Consider the following 19,801-nt stretch of genomic DNA (forward strand, 5'->3'; position numbering starts at 1 on the left):
ACTCCGCACCTTCACGACATTGTGGTTTTTGTCCTTCCCCTTTTCGTTATATCTCCCTGAAAACTACACCTGTGATGGTCGGGGCGGTTCGGAGTTTTTATGTCTTTTGATTCCCTTGGCCTGAACCCGGAAATTCTGCGTGCCATCGCAGAGCAGGGCTACGTTGAGCCAACCCCCATCCAGCAGCAGGCGATCCCCGCCGTTCTTCAGGGGCGTGACCTGATGGCCAGCGCCCAGACCGGCACCGGTAAAACCGCGGGCTTTACGCTGCCGCTGTTAGAGCTGCTGGTAAAAAACCAGCCGCACGCCAAAGGCCGTCGTCCGGTTCGTGCGCTGATCCTGACCCCAACCCGTGAGCTGGCGGCGCAGATTGGTGAGAATGTGCGTGACTACAGCCGCTATCTCAACATTCGCTCGCTGGTCGTTTTCGGTGGCGTCAGCATTAACCCGCAGATGATGAAGCTGCGCGGCGGCGTGGACGTGCTGGTGGCAACGCCGGGCCGTCTGCTGGATCTCGAACACCAGAACGCGGTGAAGCTCGATCAGATTGAAATTCTGGTGCTGGACGAAGCCGACCGCATGCTCGACATGGGCTTTATCCACGACATCCGTCGCGTGCTGGCCAAGCTGCCTGCGCGTCGTCAGAACCTGCTGTTCTCTGCCACCTTCTCCGACGAGATCAAGGCGCTGGCAGAAAAGCTGCTGCATAACCCGCTGGAAGTGGAAGTGGCGCGTCGCAACACCGCCTCTGAGCAGGTGACACAGCACGTTCACTTTGTTGATAAAAAGCGTAAGCGGGAGCTGCTCTCCCAGATGATCGGCCAGGGTAACTGGCAGCAGGTGCTGGTCTTTACCCGCACCAAGCACGGTGCGAACCACCTGGCGGAACAGCTCAATAAAGACGGTATCCGCAGTGCCGCCATCCACGGTAACAAGAGCCAGGGTGCGCGTACCCGTGCGCTGGCGGACTTCAAATCTGGCGACATCCGCGTGCTGGTGGCAACCGACATCGCCGCGCGTGGTCTGGACATTGAAGAGCTGCCGCACGTAGTAAACTACGAGCTGCCAAACGTCCCGGAAGATTACGTTCACCGTATCGGTCGTACCGGCCGCGCGGCGGCAACCGGTGAAGCGCTGTCACTGGTCTGCGTCGATGAACACAAGCTGCTGCGCGACATCGAACGTCTGCTGAAGAAAGAGATCCCACGCATCGAAACCCCGGGCTACGAAGTGGATCCGTCCATCAAGGCGGAGCCGATTCAGAACGGTCGCCAGGGCGGCGGTGGTCGCGGTCAGCAGCCGCGTCGTGCTGAAGGCGGCGCGCCGAAATCATCCGGCAAACCCCCGCGTCGCAACAACGACAGCAAACCGGCCGGTGAAAGTCCGTGGCGCAGCGGTGAAGGGAAACCGGCAGGGGAAGGGCAGCGTCGACGCCGCCCGCGTAAACCTGCTAACCCGCAGTAATCTGGAAGCCCGGTCGTAAAGCCGGGCTTTTCTTTTTGCGGCAGCGAAGAGAAAGTGCCACAATAGTGGCTGTTTATACAGTATTTCAGGTTTTTCGATGGCTTTAACCGCGGCGCTGAAAGCGCAAATTGGCGCATGGTACAAGGCGCTACAACAGCAGATCCCCGACTTTATCCCCCGAGCGCCGCAGCGGCAGATGATTGCTGACGTGGCAAAAACGCTTGCCGGGGACGACGGGCGACATCTGGCGATTGAAGCGCCGACCGGCGTCGGGAAAACCCTGTCATATCTCATTCCCGGTATTGCCATCGCGCGGGAAGAGGACAAAACGCTGGTGGTCAGCACCGCCAACGTGGCCCTGCAGGATCAGATTTTCAGCAAAGATTTGCCGCTGCTGCGCAAAATCATCCCCGACCTGCGCTTTACCGCCGCCTTTGGGCGCGGGCGCTACGTGTGCCCACGTAACCTGGCGGCGCTCGCCAGCAGCGAGCCGAATCAACAGGATCTGCTCGCGTTTCTTGATGACGAGCTGACGCCGAACAATAAGGCCGAGCAGGAGCAGTGTGCAAAACTCAAAGCCGAACTCGACGGCTATAAGTGGGACGGCCTGCGGGATCACACCAGCCAGGCCATCAGCGACGACTTATGGCGCAGGCTCAGCACCGACAAAGCCAGCTGTCTGAACCGCAACTGCCACTACTACCGCGAGTGCCCGTTCTTTGTCGCCCGGCGCGAAATTCAGGAGGCGGAGGTGGTTGTCGCCAACCACGCGCTGGTGATGGCCGCGCTGGAGAGTGAGGCGGTGCTACCGGAGCCCAAAAATCTGCTGCTGGTGCTCGACGAAGGCCACCATCTGCCCGACGTGGCTCGGGACGCGCTGGAGATGAGCGCCGAGATCACCGCGCCCTGGTTCCGCCTGCAGCTGGATCTGTTCTGCAAGTTGGTGGCAACCTGCATGGAGCAGTTCCGCCCGAAAACCACGCCGCCGCTGGCGGTGCCGGAACGGCTAAGCGAGCATTGTGAAGAGGTTTACGGCCTGATCTCCTCGCTCAATAACATCCTCAACCTTTATCTTCCCGCAGCCCAGGAGGCGGAACATCGCTTTGCGATGGGCGAACTGCCGGAAGAGGTGATGGAAATTTGTCAGCAGCTGGCAAAGCACCTTGAAAAGCTGCGCGGGCTGGCGGAGATGTTCTTAAACGATCTGAGCGAGAAAACCGGCACGCATGACGTGGTGCGTCTGCACCGTATTCTGCTACAGATGAACCGCGCGCTGGGCATGTTCGAAGCGCAGAGCAAACTCTGGCGGCTGGCCTCAATGGCGCAGGCATCAGGCGCGCCGGTCACCAAATGGGCCACCCGCGACGTGCGGGACGGGCAGGTGCATCTCTTCTTCCACTGCGTGGGCATCCGCGTGGCCGATCAGCTGGAAAAGCTGATCTGGCGCAGCGTGCCGCACGTGGTGGTGACCTCTGCCACGCTGCGTTCTTTGAACAGTTTTTCTCGTTTGCAGGAGATGAGCGGGCTTAAAGAAAAAGCGGGTGACCGCTTTGTGGCGCTGGACTCGCCGTTTAACCACTGCGAGCAGGGCAAGCTGGTCATTCCGCGCATGACGTTTGAGCCGCTGATCGACAACGAAGAACAGCACATTGCGGAAATGGCGGCCTATTTCCGCGAACAGGTCGAGAGTAAAAAATACCCTGGCATGCTGGTGTTATTCGCCAGTGGACGCGCCATGCAGCGTTTTCTGGAACACGTCACCGATCTGCGTTTACTCCTGCTGGTGCAGGGTGACCAGCCGCGTTACAGGCTGGTGGAAACCCACCGTAAACGCATTGATAACGGCGAGCGTAGCGTGCTGGTGGGATTGCAGTCTTTCGCGGAAGGTCTTGACCTGAAAGGCGACTACCTGACGCAGGTCCACATTCATAAAATTGCCTTCCCCCCCATCGACAGCCCGGTGGTGATCACCGAGGGCGAATGGCTGAAAAGCCTTAACCGCTATCCGTTTGAGGTGCAGAGTCTGCCTGCGGCATCGTTTAACCTGATTCAGCAGGTGGGGCGTTTGATTCGAAGCCACGGCTGCTGGGGCGAAGTGGTGATCTACGATAAACGTCTGCTGACCAAAAATTATGGACAGCGGCTGCTCAACGCGCTACCGGTCTTCCCGATTGAACAGCCGTCGGTACCGGAGATAAAAAAACGCCCGGCAAAACAGGCTGCCGGGCGTCGAAAAAGCATCCGTGCTAAGGGGCGCGGTCCTACTGGTAAGTGAAGGTCACCTGAACGACGCTGCTGAACGTGCCTGCGGTAACAGGCATAGCGGTGGCGTAATAGCGTGCGGCCAGCGGGAAGGTGGCGGTATGGTCGTTCTGGTCAATCAGCGCGTTAAAGCTGGCCTGCGGTGCGATGAGTATATGGTCCTGGCTGTCCGCCAGCTCCAGCGCCAGCCCCTTCGCGCTGCCCGTGTTGGCAAATTTGGTTGGGTGCGTGGCATCCGCCTGACCGTAAAAGAAGGCAGTCGCCAGGGCGAGGGATTTCGGACAATGCGTTACCTTCAGGCTGAAGGTTTTCCACGCGCCGGTATCCCCCACGTCGTGGAATTCACTGGAAGCCGCCTGGCCTAAATCAACGGTTAAATCCTTACTGGCGCTGTCCACGAGGCAGGTGTTGGCATAAATGTTACCGACCATTTGCAGCTGAATATCGTCAGCCCGGGCCAGAAAGGTGAGCGTGCTGGCCAGCGCGGCCAGCACAAAGAGACGTTTCTTCATTTTCATCACTTATAGGCCAGAGTAATGGTGGCGACGGCGTTCGCCGGGCCAGGGGTGACTTCATCTGCCACCTGCAAATAGTTCAGCTTGACCGGGATATCCATCGTCTGGTTGGCATAGGCCAGGGTTTCAGTTGGGGTGTAGGTATCGAACGTTGCCAGCTCGTTGTCGATCACCATTTCAATCCCGACCCCCGTTGCCACGCCATCCTCCGGCGTGAGCTTAAGCACCCCCTGATAACCGGGTACGTAGCCGTCGCTGCTGGTGACCTTAAATTCCGGCTGAACGGTGGAGTTACAGTTCACCGTGATGTTGAACTCCTTCGCGGGCATCGCCAGCGTGCCGACCATGTTGAAATCGCTGACCGGGAAATCGCCCATGTTGACGGTCAGGCTTTTTGGCAGTACGGAGCAGGTGACGTTTTCAAGGTTTACGTTACCGGCATAGCTGACATTGTTGGGTGAACCGATGCCTTCGTGACCAAAAACGCCAATGCCAAAAACGGTCTGGCTTTGATTTAGCGTACCGGATTCTACGGCGGTATCCGTTTTTACCAGCTCCAGCGTGACGTTAAAATCGAACGTCTGGTTGCCGTCAGTTGAGACATAGCCAATTGGCGTGCCGCGGGAGTCACAGGTGACCCCGCCCGCACCGCTGATGCGCTGACCTTTGTCATTCATCAGCGCAATACCAACCCCCTTCACGCCGGATTCATAGACCCCGGAAAGGCCGGGAATTTCCGTGCCGTAGCCGTAGTAGCAGGAGACGATCTCCAAACCCTTATCTGCAGCATTATCACAGTGGCCCGCGACGTGTACCGTCTGTTCGGTGCCGGGGATGGTCGCGCCGACGGGAAGCGTGGTGGAGACGGAAACCGTGGACAGGTTAATGGTCTTTGGCATATCCGGCGACGTACAGGTGGCTTTTGCATGCGGCATAAACAGCGATGCGGTTGCCAGTATGAGTAAGAAAAAGCATTGTTTTACAAGCTGCATAGGTGAACCTGCTCGGTTGATTACTGACACTGCGCGGCAGCGTTAATAATGTCTGTTTTCTCTTTTTCATCCGTGAGCGTGTATTCCGCAACGCAGTGGTCGCTGGCTTCCTGTCCCCATGAGACGGAAAGCTTGCCGCGATCGGGCATTCCGGAAAGATAGGTTTGGCCATCAGTGCCGACGATAAATTCGCTGTCCTTATCCTCGGTGGTAACCGTTGCGCCGAAGGGCAGCGGCTTCCCGTTGTGCGTCAGCGTCATCAGGACGCGATGACCCACGCGGGTATTGAAGCTTGCCCGCACCACCGCACCGCGGGTTGGCGTGACGATCTGCGAAGCGTGCGTCACGTCAGCCTCGTCAGGCAGCGTTTCGGTATCCAGCGAAATCGTGTTGTGGCGATAGGCGGTGACAAAGGGCACCACGGTATAGCCGCGGAAGTCAGTTTCCACGCCCGTCTGGTTGGCGATGTGCGTGCCGCTGGCTCCGGGCGCTTTCACCAGCGCGATGGTCTCGCCCAGCGGCTGGCTCAGCGTCAGGCCGTTAGCGTGGGCTATCATGCCCCCCTGCAGACCGACGTTGGTGGTCCGCTGGTATTTGTCCTGGCTGAAACCGCCACTCACTTCCCCGTAGGTGGCTTTATAATCGGCGTTCAGACTGGTAGAGGTACCGTTCTCTGATGAGTCATAGCCTTCCTGCACGTTCCAGTTAAGGTTGTTCTCCTCCAGCGCCGTCCCGTTCAGGCCCAGCGTGTGCGTGGTGCCGTCTTTATTGTTATTCATGTTGTAGGAGGCCCAGGTGTTGCTCATCCAGCGATCCAGCGGTACCGACACGCTCAGCGCGAACAGGTTATCGTTACTGACCGAATCGCCTTCGTCATCACGGCTGTTGGTGTTTTTGTTGAGGCTATAGCTCATGCTGTAGGTGATTCCCTTCCAGCTGTTGTTATAGCTGACGCTCATCGAGGTCATGTCCTGACCCTGGTTCCAGTAGGTCTCTTTGACCAGGCTCAGCGTAAACGATCCCCAGCCTTCGCCGAGGGTTTGATCGATGGTGGCCTCGGTACGCGCGCGGCGCTGCTGCGGTGCTGACCAGTCATCGGCGCGGGTATAGGATTCCATGGTGTCTTCGAGGGTGTAAAACCCTTTACTGTTGTAGCGATAGCCAGCCAGAGCGAAGTTTGTACCCGTACCCGCGAAATCTTTGCTGTAGCGCAGACGCCAGGATTGCCCCTTGCTGGCCTGCTGTTTTTTGAGCAGCGCTTTGGCGCGCGTCACGTCGACAGAAAACGCGCCAAGATCGCCAAAGTTTTTACCGGTGCCCAGCGCCTGTGACTGATAATGGCTGCTTTGCTGCACGCCACCGTAGGCGGTGAATCCGTACGGCAGGCCATAAATGACACTCCCCTGAGCGAAGGGCGTTTTTTCCACGTCTTTGTCATAAGAGCGGTAGCGCCCGGCAGAGACGCTGTATTTCAGGTGCTTTTCGCGCTGGAGGACCGGAACGGAGGCGTAGGGCACCACAAAGTGACGTTCGCTGCCGTCCGTCTCTTTCACGGTGACCTGGAGATCGCCGCTGCTGCCGGTGGGATACAGGTCATTGATTTCAAATGCACCCGGCGCAACGGTATTTTGATAAATCACGTAGCCGTTCTGACGTACCACCACCAGCGCATTACTGTGGGCCGTGCCGCGGATGATCGGGGCATAGCCTTTTTCGCTGTCCGGCAGCATATCGTTGTCGGAGTTCAGCTGCGCGCCGGTATACGGAACGCTGTCAAATACGTCTGCCGGGGAGCTGCTTTGGCCTACGGTCAGATCGCTTTTTAACGCCACGATATCGCGCTGGGCATAGGTGTAGACCGAGTTAAAGGATTGCTCTTCTTCGTGACCGCTGGTGCTGCGACTCCAGGTGGAGTAGTTGCGCAGGCGCCACGCGCCGACGTTCAGGCCCGGACGCAGGTTAACGTACTGGCTGCTGTTGTCCTGCATGCCCTGCTGACGGGCGTGGCTCTGGCTGGCGCTGGCGCTGTAGTTGAGGATGCCCGCCGTGATCCCCTCATCAAATTCTGTTGGGTCAATATAGCCACGGGGAACCTGACCGAGCGCGGACTGCGGAATGCTCAACAGAAGTTGCTGGTTGCTGACGCGAAATGTTGCCGTCGCCGCCGGTATGGCGTGCAAATCCGCGCATGAGCCTTTCACGGCAAGCTGAGGATAGTCGTCAGTTTTAATACCCAGGCTTTTTAAATCGGACAGAGTAAAGCAGGGCTGAAGGGAATTTTCTCCATTATCCTGCTTTTGCAATATAAAGGTCACGTCGCGGGTATCAATTTTATTATTATTGATAAAGATCGTGACCTGATATTTCCCTGGCGCCTGTCCCGGGCCTTTTTCATAAATGGAGAGATCGGTTTTTCCCTGCTGTGGATTATCCACATCCAACAACGCTGGATTAAAATAATCATCCGCCCGCGTTTGCTGCGAAAAACCCACGGCCGCTAACCCGCATAGCAGGGTCAGCAGCGTAAGCATCCGATAAACGGAAGGCAATTGCCTTCTTGGGGTTGAAGAATAGGTAATCATAAGGTGCGTTATTGGGTACGGTATTAATGCACGGATGCAGAGAGCGTTTTGCTGATGCTGCCGTAATCAGTAATAATTGACCAGGACACGGTTGAACCGCCGGTATGTGCAGGCAACGCAAAATGGGTTTCGGTTTTTGGTACGGCCCAGGTCGCTTTATCGACCTTATGACCGTTAAGGGTGACCGACTGGAAATTCATATAAAACGGCGTCGGGTTGTTAACCACTAAATCATTGCCCTCGCGGTGCCACTCAAGCTGATCCGCGACCGTTTCCGGTTTACCCTTGACGGAGGCCGGGCGGTACATCAGCTTAATGCGCGTGTTAACCGCAATTTGCAGGGTATTGACACCCGCCACCTTTTTTGAGGAGGGGATGGCTTTTATATTCAGCCAGAACATCGACTCGCGATCTTCAGGCAAATTTCCGCCGGTACGTACGACGCGCAGAACGTTTTCCTGCTTTGCATCAAGACGAAACAGTGGCGGCGTAATCAGAAAGGGGGCTTTGGCCAGGTCTTTACCGCCAGAATCCGCCCAGGATTGCACCAGATAATCCGTTGCATCTGGGTTTGAAATACCGATAGAGGATTCCTTTTTGCCTCCCTGGTAGACCAGGCGCGTGCCGTTAATAATAACGCCTGCATGTGCCGTTGCAGCTACCAGTAAAAGGGTGCTGAGTAAATAACCGTGACGCATAGTTTTTTCTCAAAATAAGGCGGGACTATCTCTTTTTTGCAAAAGGAAATAGTCCCTGGTGAGCAATATCAGTTATAAATAACCGTGAATGTTGAAACAGAGTTTGCCGGACCCGCGGTAATAGCCGCACCGGTTTGAATATATCGCGCGGCAAACTGCAGATCGTTTACTGCGGTGCCGGAGGCCAGCGGATACTCTTTTGACGGAGTATATAAACTGACGGGCTGCTCAGAAGAGTCGATCAGCTGAATGGCTACGCCGGTTGCGGCATCTGCATCGGGGGTTAACGCCAGGGTGCTGTTGTTATTGGCATCCGGGGTTCCACCGAAGTTGATTGCCGCCGCCGTAACGGTTTCCGGGCAGTTTTTTAACTCAATATCAAACTTCGTGGCGGTGCTGGTGGAGCCGGCACCGGTAAAGACCGTCTTGGAGACTTTGCCTAATGTCACGTTCAACGGGTTACTTAAACCATTCACAACCTGACAGGCGGAATCGATGATTTCGCCCGTAAAGTTGATCTGTCCTTCACCGTCTGTTGCTGCAAAAGCGGATGCCGAGCAGCCAATCACCGACGCGATAAAAAGACCTAACGCAATCTTGTTCATAATAGTTCCTGGTGTGTGGGTAAAAACGTGCCTAAGGTTTTTGCCCGTTGTCCTCAATGATTTCCGTTCGTTATTTAATCAAAGAATGGATGGATAAGAATCTTCTATAGACATCACAAATAATTGAATCAGTGCTTGCATAATTTTTTTCTTCGGTAAAACAGATGGCTCTGGCGGTGGGGATAAAAAGCTACCTGGCAGGTTTCATCGGGGATATAGTGTTAACAAGGTGACGTTTTCAGGAGAGATACCGTGGATTATCGTAAAATTATCAAAGAGGTAGGGCGTGGAAAAAACCATGCCCGCGACCTGGATCATGAGACAGCGCGTGCGCTTTACACCCGTATGCTCAACGGTGAGGTTCCCGATCTCGAACTCGGCGGCATTCTTATCGCCCTGCGCATTAAGGGAGAAGGTGAAGCGGAGATGCGCGGCTTTTATGAGGCGATGCAGGCGCAAACGCTGCGTCTGACGCCACCTGTGGCAAAACCGATGCCGATCGTCATTCCCAGCTATAACGGCGCGCGCAAGCAGGCCAACCTGACGCCGCTGCTGGCTATTCTGTTACATAAGCTGGGTTTTCCGGTGGTGGTGCATGGGGTGAGTGAAGATCCGACCCGCGTGCTGACAGAAACGATTTTTGAACTGCAGGGGATCGAACCCACTCTCCACGCCGGGCAGGCGCAGGCGAAGCTCGATAGCCATCAGCCGGTCTATATTCCCGTTAAGGCGCTCTGCCCGCCGCTGGAAAAGCAGCTCGCAATGCGCTGGCGAATGGGCGTGCGTAACAGCGCGCATACGCTGGCGAAGCTGGCCACGCCGTTTGCCGAAAATGCCGTGCTGCGCCTTTCCAGCGTTTCGCACCCGGAATACGTGGGGCGCGTGGGGAAATTCTTTGAAGAGATTGGCGGCAACGCGTTGCTGATGCATGGGACGGAAGGCGAGGTGTACGCTAATCCGCAGCGCTGCCCGCAAATAATGCTGATCGACGCGGCTGGGACGCGTATCGCGCTTGAACGTGGGGAAGAGAACAGCGGCGTTATTCTGCCGGAGGCGAAAGATCCCTACATCACCGCGAAGTGGATTGAACAGTGCCTTGCCGGAAATGTGCCGGTGCCGCAGTCCATCAGGTTACAGATGGCCTGCTGCCTGCTGGCGACCGGGGAAGTTGACACGGTCGAGGCTGGCATGAAACGGGTTGAGGCGGCATTTTAGGCAAAAAAAAGCCCGTCCAGTGGCGGACGGGCAAGCAAGGGTAACAAACAACAGGGTCAATGAGGGTTGGAGCAGCTCACCAGAGGGTTTGGTGAGGGTACAGCATTCATTCAGGCGATTATTTGTAGATAACCGCAGTACCGCTCAGCTTGTTGTTGGTGTTAGCGGAGGTGATGGTGTATCCGCTTGCACCGGCAGCAGCCGCTTTCTCAGCCAGTTTGGCTTCCAGACCGTCCAGCGTGGTCGCGCCTTCTGCACTCACCACACCGATTTTATTCATGCTCTGCGCCTGAGTAGATGAAACAGGCTCTACAGCGAATGCGCCAAAAGACAGAGCGGACAGGGCAACAGCAGCAACAGCATATTTGATGGTTTTCATAATTAATCTCTCGCAGGTTATTCTGTTAAGGTGACGATGTTCCGTCGATGTGATAAGTATCACGTTTTTTCTGCAGAGATAAAATCGAAGAGAATTGACGTGGTTAATCAAAAAAATTGAATGACAAATAACTTATTGATTATTAATAAATTCAAATTACGGCTTTACACTTCTTGTTGATACGCTTTACAGAAGAAAGATGAATGGCACATTTTGCTACGCGGTTCGCTAAAAAGCGTGAGCGTAAAGGTAAGCATTCGGGCGGTTAACTTAGGTAAAGGAAAGTCAGCGTAACTGGCTGTCTTTCGATCCTCTGCGATTATATCCCGAATGTGAAGCGTTTTTTGAATCTTTATCCTGCTGACAGGTTATACATAACCTTACCCCGGGAATGGCTTTTTGCCGCGCCTCAGGAATGGGCTCTCCGCACTCTTCGCATTCCGTTAAACTTTCGCCGCGCGGAATTTCGCCGCGAGCGCGCGCAACCGCATCTTCAATCGTACTGTTGATCTGTTCGTTCACGGCATCATCATTTGCCCAACCGGAAGCCATCTTGCCCTCCTGATATCGGTTTAAGCCATAGCGTTAATATGGGGTTAAAAAATGCACAATCAAGGTGAGAGGGGAGACAAACTGCATCTGGCAGGCAGATGCAGTCGGGTGAAAGGAAACACGTTATTTATAGATAGTCGCTGTGCCGTACATATGGTTATCTCCACCTGCGGAGTTCACCACGAAGCCTTTAGCGCCTTCCTGGCGAGCTTTTTCAGCCAGTTTATCCTGAAGATCGTCAAGGTTGCTTGCGCGGCTTACCGAGACGGTACCGGCCGGGCGCAGCTGGCTGGTGTCCGTGCTTTGGGTCAGGGACTGAACGGCCATAGCGGAGAAAGAGGCGCTCGCCAGGGTACCGGCGAGAAGAGCAAGGGTTAGATACTTTTTCATAATCACATCCTCATGAGGAAACAACAGGTGATTCCCTATAAGTTTAGAAGCCTGACGAGTGTGATTTAGCGCAAATATTTGATGATGATCTGCTTATTTTTTGAACGATAAAAGCTGACAATCCGCTGACAGATCATAGACATAAAGGTGTTTGATTTATGGCGGTTTTTTAAGGGTTGCAGAGAAAGATTTACCGTAGAGCCAGCACAAGGTATCTTACGCCGCTGTTTAAAGGAGAATGCCATGACTTCCCAAAAGCCGGGATTGCACCCACGAAATCGCCATCGCAGCCGCTACGACATGAACGCACTGTGCCAGAGTTGTCCGGCGCTGCAGGACTATATTGTCGAGACCCCCGCGGGTGAACCGTCGGTTAACTTTGCCGATCCGCTGGCGGTGAAAACCCTGAACAAGGCGCTGCTGGCGCATTTTTACGGTGTGGCGCACTGGGATATCCCGGAAGGCTTTCTCTGTCCTCCTGTTCCGGGCCGTGCTGATTACGTTCATCACCTTGCCGATCTTCTCGCCGACGATCGTGACGGCGCGATCCCCCAGCAGGCTTCAGTCCTGGATATTGGTACCGGGGCAAACCTGATTTACCCCCTGATTGGCGTGCATGAGTACCACTGGCGCTTTACCGGAAGCGAAATCGGTGCCGAGGCGTTTGCCAGCGCGCAGGCGATAATCAGCGCTAACGCTGGCCTGAGTCGTTCCATTCGTTTGCGTCGCCAGAAGGAGGCGACGTCAATCTTCAACGGCATCATTCACAAAAACGAAAGCTATGACGCCACGATGTGTAATCCACCATTCCATGATTCGGCGGCAGCGGCCCGTGCAGGCAGCGAGCGTAAACGCCGCAACCTGGGGCAGGCCGAAGATGCCGCGCTGAACTTTGGTGGGCAGCAGCAGGAGCTGTGGTGCGAGGGCGGTGAAGTCGCCTTCATCCTGCGGATGATTGCCGAAAGCAAACAGTTTGGTCGCCAGGTGAAATGGTTTACCACGCTGGTTTCCCGCGGAGATAACCTGCCGCCACTCTACCGGGCCCTCACCGAAGCAGGCGCGGTGAAAGTGGTGAAAAAAGAGATGGCGCAGGGCCAGAAGCAGAGCCGCTTTATTGCCTGGTCGTTTATGGATGACAACAAACGCCGCAAATAAGGTGTCCCTCAGGCCGGGTAAGGCGAAGCCGCCACCCGGCAACACGGCTACAATGTCGGCTTCTGCGGTGGTGGCATCGATGCCGGTGAAGGCAATACCTGATACGTCTGCACCGGCATCCGCACGTTAGCCAGATCAAAATGTTTTTTCACCATGCTGTCGAGCGCAAAGCGCACCGTCCACTGCTTCAGCGGCTGGGTGGTGAACGACACGCGAAGCGTAAATGCCGTATTCGTCAGCCCGACGATCCCGGCAAATGACGGCTCGCCAATTACCAGGCCGCGAATATCCTCCATCTGCATTAACTCTTCTACTGCGTCCCGCAGCGCCTGCTTCGCTTTGTCCGCATTCTCATGACGATCCACATCGTAGTTCGCCACAACGGAGCCAATCCCGCGCACAAAGTTGGCGAAGGTGGTGATCGATGACCACGGAATAATGTGGTATGCCCCGGTATCCTGACGCACGCCCACCGAACGAATCGACATCCGCTCGACCGTGCCGGTCAGCGGCCCGATGGTTACCAGATCGCCGGTGTTCATTCCGTTCTCAAACTGGATAAAAATGCCGGTAATAATATCCTTCACCAGCGTTTGTGACCCGAAGGAGATCGCCAGTCCCAGCGCACCGGCACCTGCCAGCAGCGGAGCGATGTTTACGCCGATTTCCGACAGCACAATCATGATGGTGATGGTACTGATGATCACCGCCAGCGCATTGCGGAACAGGGTCAACAGCGTGCGCGCACGGGCGCTGGGGAGCGGTCTGCCGTGAATATCGGACACCAGACGGTTCTCGATAAGGCTCGCCAGCAGCGTCCAGCCTACGGCGGAGAAAAACAGAATCAGTGCGATACGAATTAAAATATCAACGGTCTTCTCACCTGCGCCGTTATGCAGCCAGTTCCAGAAATCAAACAGGTTCCACGCATTCAGCAGCAGCATAATCGCCACGCAGACGGTCAGAATGCGCGCCACTTTGAGGGAGACTGACATCCAGCCGTTCACGCGTTTTTGCAGTTCCGGATAATTACGCTGTACGTGCGGGGACAGGGTGATGGTTTTCGAAATCCAGCGCGACAACAGCCCCGACACAAATGCCGCGATGCCGATAATCGCCAGGCTTTTGAACGTTGCCCCCATCATAAATTTCAGGCTATTACCCGGGTCGAACAGCGAGAAGAAGCACAGCACTATGAAGTAAGCGCTTGCCAGCCAGTACCACACCAGCGCGAAGGCGCGAATGAAGAGGCTGAAGAACGACAAAGAACGATCGGCCAGATGCAGCAGACTCTCCGTGATCGCCTTTTTATTGTGGAAGATGAGGTACAGCGACCAGACGGTAATACAGAGCATGATCAACACGTTCGCCAGCGCGCCAAACTGCACGTTGACCTGGTTGGAGATGATCGGCACCGCGACCAGCAGGCCGTAGCCAATCAGGCCGCTGAGCACGCTGAGCCGCACGGCCCAGTATTTCGCGCTGTCATCACTGATATTAAACGGGCGGAGTTCAGGCACGCGCGGGCAAAAGATGACGCGCAGTACCGCTTTAAAAAATTCGATGAGCGCAAACGCGTTCAGAAAGAGCGCCTGCTGGAAGGCAATGGTTTTGTTGCCCGTATTGAGACGGTCCGCCAGCACCTGACCTACAAACAGCGTCAACGCCAGCAGCAGTAAATCAATAATAAAGGCTCCGGCGATCATGGCGGGGAGGTGCAGCCAGCTGTTTTTATGCTGGTTCTTTTTTCGGCCCCAGTAGCCCATCTTGCGGTAAAGCGGCCAGGCACAGAGGCGTACCAGCCAGTAAAAAATAAATACCGCGCCCGCCAGCATCAAAAACTGGGTGGCGGCGGCGCTAAAGGTTTGCGGGTTAAATGCCTTATGGGGCGATCCCATCAGGTTGCGAAAGAGCTGGGCAAAGCGTGTTGAGAGCGCTTCACCAAAGCGTCGGCTCACGTCGGTGACGTTTTCCAGTACGGTTTTTTGTTCCTCTACCTGCGGCGGGGTGAGGGTGGGAACGGTCTCCTTTGGCGGCGTGGCGGCGGCTTTACGCAGCTGATCGATTAACTCTTTTCGGGAGGCATCGTTTTCAAGCACGTCGGCAAGTGCGCCGTAAGCCGCTTTTTTTTGTTCAACATCCGGTTCCGGGGGCGGCGTACTTTGCTGGGACGCGGTCGTTCCGGTGGTCACGCCGGGGATCGCCACGGCGAGGGATGGCGCACTAAACAGGCTTATCAACAGCAGCAGGAACCACGGCACGGCGTCCTCCGACAAAATATCGTGCAAAATGATAAGTATAGAGGGCGCGGGGAGGAGGAGAGTTTTTGGGAACAATCTGGCGTAAAAAAGCCGGGCAAGCCCGGCTCAGCGTGAAGCGTAAGATCAGGAGACGTGCTGCAGGAACTCCTGCAAACGCTGGCTCGGCGGATTGGCAATCAGTTCCTGCGGGTTACCGTCTTCCGCGATACGACCTTTATCGATAAAGATCAGGCGGGACGCGACTTTCTCCGCAAAGCCGATTTCGTGGGTCACGATAACCATCGTCATCCCTTCCTCTGCCAGATCCTGCATGACTTTCAGCACTTCGTGGCGCAGCTCCGGGTCGAGTGCGGACGTTGGCTCATCAAACAGCATCATCTTCGGCTTCACAGCCAGCGCGCGGGCAATCGCGACGCGCTGCTGTTGACCACCGGAGAGCTCGGAAGGGTAGTGGTGCGCACGTTCTGCCAGACCCACTTTTGCCAGCAGATCTTTTGCCAGCGCTTCCGCCGCCGCTTTGCTGGCACCGCGCACGCGCAGCGGGCCGAACATCACGTTTTCCAGCGCCGTCAGGTGCGGGAACAGGTAGAACTGCTGGAACACCATGCCCGCTTCCTGGCGAATCAGGCGCTCGTCCACTTTCGGGTCATTGACCTTCAGACCGTCGACAATCAGATCGCCGCTGGTGATCTCTTCCAGTTTGTTAATGCAGCGCAGCAGAGTGGATTTACCGGAACCGGACGGTCCGATAATGACCACCACTTCACCCTGCGTAATATTCAGATCAATATTGTGCAGCACCTGGGTTGGGCCAAAGTGCTTGGAAACGTTTTTAAATTCAATCACAGGATTTTCATCCTTCTTTCAAGACGACGCAGAACGAAGCTCAGAACCAGAGTAATGATCAGGTAGACAACGGCTACCGCACTCCAGATTTCCAGCGCGCGGAAGTTGCCAGCAATGATCTCCTGCCCCTGACGGGTCAGCTCAGCCACGCCGATAACGATGAACAGCGACGTATCTTTAATACTGATGATCCACTGGTTACCCAGCGGTGGCAGCATGCGACGCAGCGCCAGCGGAAGAATGACGTGGCGGATCGTTTCGCGACGCGAAAGGCCCAGCGCCAGACCCGCTTCACTGAAACCTTTATGAATCGACAGCACCGCACCGCGGGTGATTTCCGCAATGTAGGCGCCCGAGTTGATCATAATGGTCACGACGGCTGCGCTGAACGGATCGATACGCAGGTCGGTGAAGGCCATTGGCAGGGCGAAGTAGATGAACATGACCTGCACGACAATCGGGGTGCCGCGGATCACTTCGATGAAAACCAGTGCGATGTGGTTTGCAATCCAGCCGCCGTAGGTGCGGGCGAAACCGGCGACAAGACCGATAATCAACCCGCCCACCAGACCCAGGACCGAAATCCACAGGGTCATTTTAGCGCCTTCAAGCAAGAGTGGAATGGCAGGCCAGATGGCGCTCCAGTCAAACTGCATGATGTATTCCTGTATACCGTGGTGAAAAACGAAAAATGTAGGCCCGGTAAACGTCAGCGCCACCGGGCGTTACAAACCTGATTTCAGGTGAAATTATTTAGGCTCAGTACCGAACCATTTTTTGTAGATTTCGTTATACGTGCCGTTCTCTTTAAGCGTTTTCAGCGCGCCGTTCACTTTCGTGCGCAGATCGTCGCTGCCTTTCGGGAATGCGATACCGTACTGCTGTGCTTCCAGAGAGTCGCCTACCGCTTTGAACTTGCCGTTACCTGCGGTTTTGATGAAGTACAGGATGTTCGGTGTATCGTGCAGAACAGCGTCAGCACGGTTGGTGCCGAGTTCCATGTACGCGTTGTCGATGTTCGGGAACTGACGCAGGTCTTTGGTTTTAATGTTCGCTTTTGCGTAATCCACGGAACCGGTACCGCCCTTCACTGCGACAACTTTACCGTCGAGGTCTTTCACGCTTTTGACGTCATTGTTATCGGCTTTGACCATGACCAGCAGACCACTTTTGTAGTAACCGTCAGAGAAGTCGATCGCTTTTTTACGCTCTTCGGTGATGGTGATACCCGCCAGGGCCAGATCAACGTTTTTGGTTTGCAGTGCCGGGATGATGCCGCTGAAGTCCATTGGCTTCAGGGTGTAATCCAGTTTGAGTTCTTTTGCGATAGCGGCCCACAAATCAACATCGAAGCCAACGTATTTATCACCCTGTTTGAATTCAAACGGAACGAACGCCGTGTCGGTCGCCACAACCAGTTTGTCGGCAGCCTGAGAGGACACCGCAAAAGCCAGGGTAAGTGCAGCCAGTGAAACTTTTAATACAGACTTCATAGCATTTCCTTTTATATCCACGGGGCGATCCCCTGAGAGAACGACAGGCACAATGAAAAAATCGTGCCAACTTTACAAGCTGTTGTTTTGCAAAGGGGATGGAGTCATGCATTGCACAAAAAACGGGGCAATGATGTTGTGTTGCACCATGATGGAGCACCATTTTGGTGCGCGTCGTTTGGCTCAACTGACGGGGAGATATTTAGCGTAAATTCTGACGAAAAAACAATCTTCCATTAACGGTTGTGTGAGGTGATTATTACAATTTCTTCACTTTTGCACCGTATCAGGCCAAAAGTGTGCACCATAGATGTGCAAAACCCTCACCGGAAGGCGAGGGTTCGATAGAAAAATCGTATGGATTACTCGATGTTAGATTCGATAAACCACAGGAACTGATCCAGATCGCGGGAGGCGGCGGTGAAGATATCTGCCGTATCCTCATCTTTGGCTTCGCTAATCGCTTTACGCACGTCATTGGCCACAATCGCGTAACGGTCTGCCAGCTCTTTCAGGTGATCCTGCACGGTATGGATATCCAGCGGGTAGCTTTTCAGTGGCGTTTTACTGTTAATCACCTGCGTGGTACCCAGCGCAACACCACCCAACTGTACGGCACGTTCAGCCATCGTATCGAGGTGTGTCACCAGTGCTGTGCGGAAGCCATCCAGCATTTCATGAACGGCAATAAAGTTTGCACCGCGCATATTCCAGTGGGCCTGTTTGGTGATCAGCGAAAGATCGATGAACTGGATCACCTGGCGATTCAGCAACTCAATGGTCGCTTTTTTGTCGCTATCCGATACATCGTTACGGGTATAAAGCAGATTAGACGCTTTCGTTTTCACCAGTTTAGCGGTACTCATAATCTCATATCCTCTTGATGTTAATGTCCCAGGTAATTACGGAACTAAGTATAGCACCGGATTTTTTCTCTGCGGTCTGGCTGTGCCTATCGGTTTAATAGCAAGAAGGAGGTTGATAATATAATTTACTGATATAAATAGATTATTTTAGAATTGATACAGATCAATCTTAATTGAGGACAGAGAAAAAAGGCCTGGCAGGATATTTCGATAATATGACAAAGTATGTAAGAAATTATAACGCCTGACGATCTGGCCTTTATTCTGCATGGCCAGAAAGCCATACAGAATATATGGCATCAGTTGATGTCGATTTTCTCAACTTTGGGTTCCGGGCGCATGGTGAGCGTTGACCCCATTGAGGCTGCAATAATAGAGCAGAGTGCCAGCGTCTGGGTAAACGTCAGCGTTTCGCCAAGGAATACCATTCCGGAGATTGCCGCCAGGGCAGGCTCCATGCTCATCAGGGTGCCAAAAATGCGTGTCGGCAGACGCGTCAGAGCGATCATCTCCAGAGAATAGGGGAGCGCCGTTGAGAGCACTGCGACCGCCAGTCCAATGGGCATAACTGACCATTGCCAGATAGACGCCGTGGCCTGCGCCATACCGATCGGCACAAAAACGATAGCCGCAATCACGGAACCCAGGGCGACCGTTGCCGGGCCATGTTCTTCGCCTGCGCGCTGCCCGGTGAGGATATAAACGGCCCAGCAGGCACCGGCTCCGAGAGCCAGCGCGGCACCCGTAAGATCAATCTCAGTGACATTCTGGCCGAGCGGCAACAGGAACCATAAGCCCAGCACCGCCAATACGACCCAGATAAAATCCACCGGACGACGGGAAGAGAAAAGTGCCACCGCCAGCGGACCGGTAAACTCCAGCGCGACGGCGATCCCGAGGGGGATGGTCTGGATGGAGAGGTAGAACATATAGTTCATCGCCCCAAGGGACAGACCATAAAACAGCAGGGGGAGACGTTGCTCTTTTTTGAAGCGCAGACGCCAGGGTTTGAAAATGGCAACCAGTATCGCCGTGCCCAGCACGATACGCAGGGCCGTCACCCCGGGTGCCCCTACCAGTGGAAAGAGCGATTTTGCCAGCGAGGCACCGCTTTGAATGGACAACATGGCAATGAGTATGACTGCTACCGGCAACCAGACCGACGACGTGCGGGATAACCCAGGCATCCTTTCTCCTGTCAGCTTCTGTCAAATGAAGTAAAGGTTGCAGTGTAAAGGAAATATACAGCGACGGTTGAGACTCTGTTGAAAAAAAAGCCCCATGAAAACCGTAAAATGGTTAACTACTGCTGGATTAATCATCTTAAAGATTAGGAATAATCTGGATGAATGTAACAGCACAGACGCGCAATATGGGCGTTTTGTAGGAAAAATCGTATGTGATTTGAAAGAGTTAGCTGAGGTTGGAAACGTTCTGTTACAGGAAAGACCTTGTTAGACATCACGAATCACAAAGAGTTTCGCAAAATTTTTTGATATATTTAAAACTTACGGACTTACTTGAAG

Annotated in this window: 18 protein-coding genes; 4 read left to right on the forward strand and 14 right to left on the reverse strand. The window is 54.7% G+C overall.

Annotated elements, in window-relative coordinates; translation table 11 throughout:
• Positions 1–99: 99 nt before the first annotated feature.
• Positions 100–1,464 (forward strand): ATP-dependent RNA helicase RhlE, encoded by a 1,365-nt coding sequence (gene rhlE / locus G0034_RS06755; protein WP_069601833.1) that lies wholly within the window; start codon positions 100–102, stop codon positions 1,462–1,464.
• A 97-nt stretch (positions 1,465–1,561) separates the two neighbouring features.
• Positions 1,562–3,739 carry an ATP-dependent DNA helicase DinG gene (gene dinG / locus G0034_RS06760; RefSeq protein WP_014883095.1) on the forward strand — a complete coding sequence of 726 codons (2,178 nt, stop codon included), beginning with the start codon at positions 1,562–1,564 and terminating at the stop codon, positions 3,737–3,739.
• Here dinG and G0034_RS06765 read toward each other — a convergent pair.
• From G0034_RS06765 to G0034_RS06785, 5 genes are all read right to left on the reverse strand, one after another.
• Complete coding sequence (locus G0034_RS06765; RefSeq protein ID WP_041163089.1) at positions 3,726–4,238, reverse strand: fimbrial protein; 513 nt, start codon at positions 4,236–4,238, stop codon at positions 3,726–3,728. The genes dinG and G0034_RS06765 overlap by 14 nt on opposite strands.
• 5 nt (positions 4,239–4,243) lie before the next feature.
• Positions 4,244–5,233 (reverse strand): fimbrial protein, encoded by a 990-nt coding sequence (locus tag G0034_RS06770; protein ID WP_045134229.1) that lies wholly within the window; start codon positions 5,231–5,233, stop codon positions 4,244–4,246.
• Between the two features lie 20 nt (positions 5,234–5,253).
• Complete coding sequence (locus tag G0034_RS06775) at positions 5,254–7,764, reverse strand: fimbria/pilus outer membrane usher protein (RefSeq protein ID WP_266073441.1); 2,511 nt, start codon at positions 7,762–7,764, stop codon at positions 5,254–5,256.
• A 74-nt stretch (positions 7,765–7,838) separates the two neighbouring features.
• Positions 7,839–8,513 (reverse strand): fimbrial biogenesis chaperone, encoded by a 675-nt coding sequence (locus G0034_RS06780; protein WP_047026667.1) that lies wholly within the window; start codon positions 8,511–8,513, stop codon positions 7,839–7,841.
• A gap of 68 nt (positions 8,514–8,581) precedes the next feature.
• Positions 8,582–9,118, reverse strand: coding sequence for a fimbrial protein (locus G0034_RS06785; RefSeq protein ID WP_014883100.1), 537 nt, complete (start codon positions 9,116–9,118; stop codon positions 8,582–8,584).
• 252 nt (positions 9,119–9,370) lie between these two features.
• Between G0034_RS06785 and ybiB the strand changes: the two genes are divergently transcribed.
• Entirely contained in the window at positions 9,371–10,333 is a 963-nt protein-coding gene (gene ybiB / locus G0034_RS06790) for a DNA-binding protein YbiB (protein WP_179120647.1), read from the forward strand.
• 118 nt (positions 10,334–10,451) lie between these two features.
• On the opposite strand, the gene ybiJ is transcribed toward ybiB, so the two are convergent.
• The 3 genes from ybiJ to mcbA form a co-directional block, all read right to left on the reverse strand.
• Entirely contained in the window at positions 10,452–10,712 is a 261-nt protein-coding gene (gene ybiJ / locus G0034_RS06795) for a DUF1471 family protein YbiJ (protein WP_014883102.1), read from the reverse strand.
• 285 nt (positions 10,713–10,997) lie between these two features.
• Positions 10,998–11,264, reverse strand: coding sequence for a DksA/TraR family C4-type zinc finger protein (locus tag G0034_RS06800; RefSeq protein WP_014883103.1), 267 nt, complete (start codon positions 11,262–11,264; stop codon positions 10,998–11,000).
• 123 nt (positions 11,265–11,387) lie between these two features.
• The gene (gene mcbA, locus G0034_RS06805) at positions 11,388–11,654 is read right to left on the reverse strand and encodes a DUF1471 family periplasmic protein McbA (protein ID WP_014883104.1); all 267 of its coding nucleotides are present in this window, start codon (positions 11,652–11,654) and stop codon (positions 11,388–11,390) included.
• Between the two features lie 243 nt (positions 11,655–11,897).
• On the opposite strand from mcbA, the gene rlmF reads away from it, so the two are divergent.
• The gene (rlmF, locus tag G0034_RS06810; RefSeq protein ID WP_014883105.1) at positions 11,898–12,809 is read left to right on the forward strand and encodes a 23S rRNA (adenine(1618)-N(6))-methyltransferase RlmF; all 912 of its coding nucleotides are present in this window, start codon (positions 11,898–11,900) and stop codon (positions 12,807–12,809) included.
• Between the two features lie 47 nt (positions 12,810–12,856).
• Here rlmF and ybiO read toward each other — a convergent pair whose 3' ends face one another.
• The 6 genes from ybiO to rhtA all read right to left on the reverse strand — a co-directional run bounded on the left by ybiO (position 12,857) and on the right by rhtA (position 19,462).
• A complete protein-coding gene (gene ybiO, locus G0034_RS06815; protein ID WP_179121312.1) occupies positions 12,857–15,070 on the reverse strand; it encodes a mechanosensitive channel protein in 2,214 nt (737 codons plus the stop codon).
• 123 nt (positions 15,071–15,193) lie between these two features.
• Positions 15,194–15,916, reverse strand: coding sequence for a glutamine ABC transporter ATP-binding protein GlnQ (gene glnQ, locus G0034_RS06820; protein ID WP_045134224.1), 723 nt, complete (start codon positions 15,914–15,916; stop codon positions 15,194–15,196).
• Positions 15,913–16,572: a glutamine ABC transporter permease GlnP gene (glnP, locus tag G0034_RS06825; RefSeq protein ID WP_003858462.1), complete on the reverse strand. Its 660-nt coding sequence runs from the start codon at positions 16,570–16,572 to the stop codon at positions 15,913–15,915. The genes glnQ and glnP overlap by 4 nt, the downstream gene beginning before the upstream one ends.
• 93 nt (positions 16,573–16,665) lie before the next feature.
• The gene (glnH, locus tag G0034_RS06830; RefSeq protein ID WP_014883108.1) at positions 16,666–17,409 is read right to left on the reverse strand and encodes a glutamine ABC transporter substrate-binding protein GlnH; all 744 of its coding nucleotides are present in this window, start codon (positions 17,407–17,409) and stop codon (positions 16,666–16,668) included.
• A gap of 362 nt (positions 17,410–17,771) precedes the next feature.
• Entirely contained in the window at positions 17,772–18,275 is a 504-nt protein-coding gene (gene dps / locus G0034_RS06835) for a DNA starvation/stationary phase protection protein Dps (RefSeq protein WP_008501171.1), read from the reverse strand.
• 299 nt (positions 18,276–18,574) lie between these two features.
• A complete protein-coding gene (gene rhtA, locus G0034_RS06840) occupies positions 18,575–19,462 on the reverse strand; it encodes a threonine/homoserine exporter RhtA (protein ID WP_014883109.1) in 888 nt (295 codons plus the stop codon).
• Positions 19,463–19,801 lie beyond the last annotated feature (339 nt).

The organism is Enterobacter sp. T2 (assembly GCF_010692925.1).
GTDB classification, from domain to species: domain Bacteria; phylum Pseudomonadota; class Gammaproteobacteria; order Enterobacterales; family Enterobacteriaceae; genus Enterobacter; species Enterobacter kobei.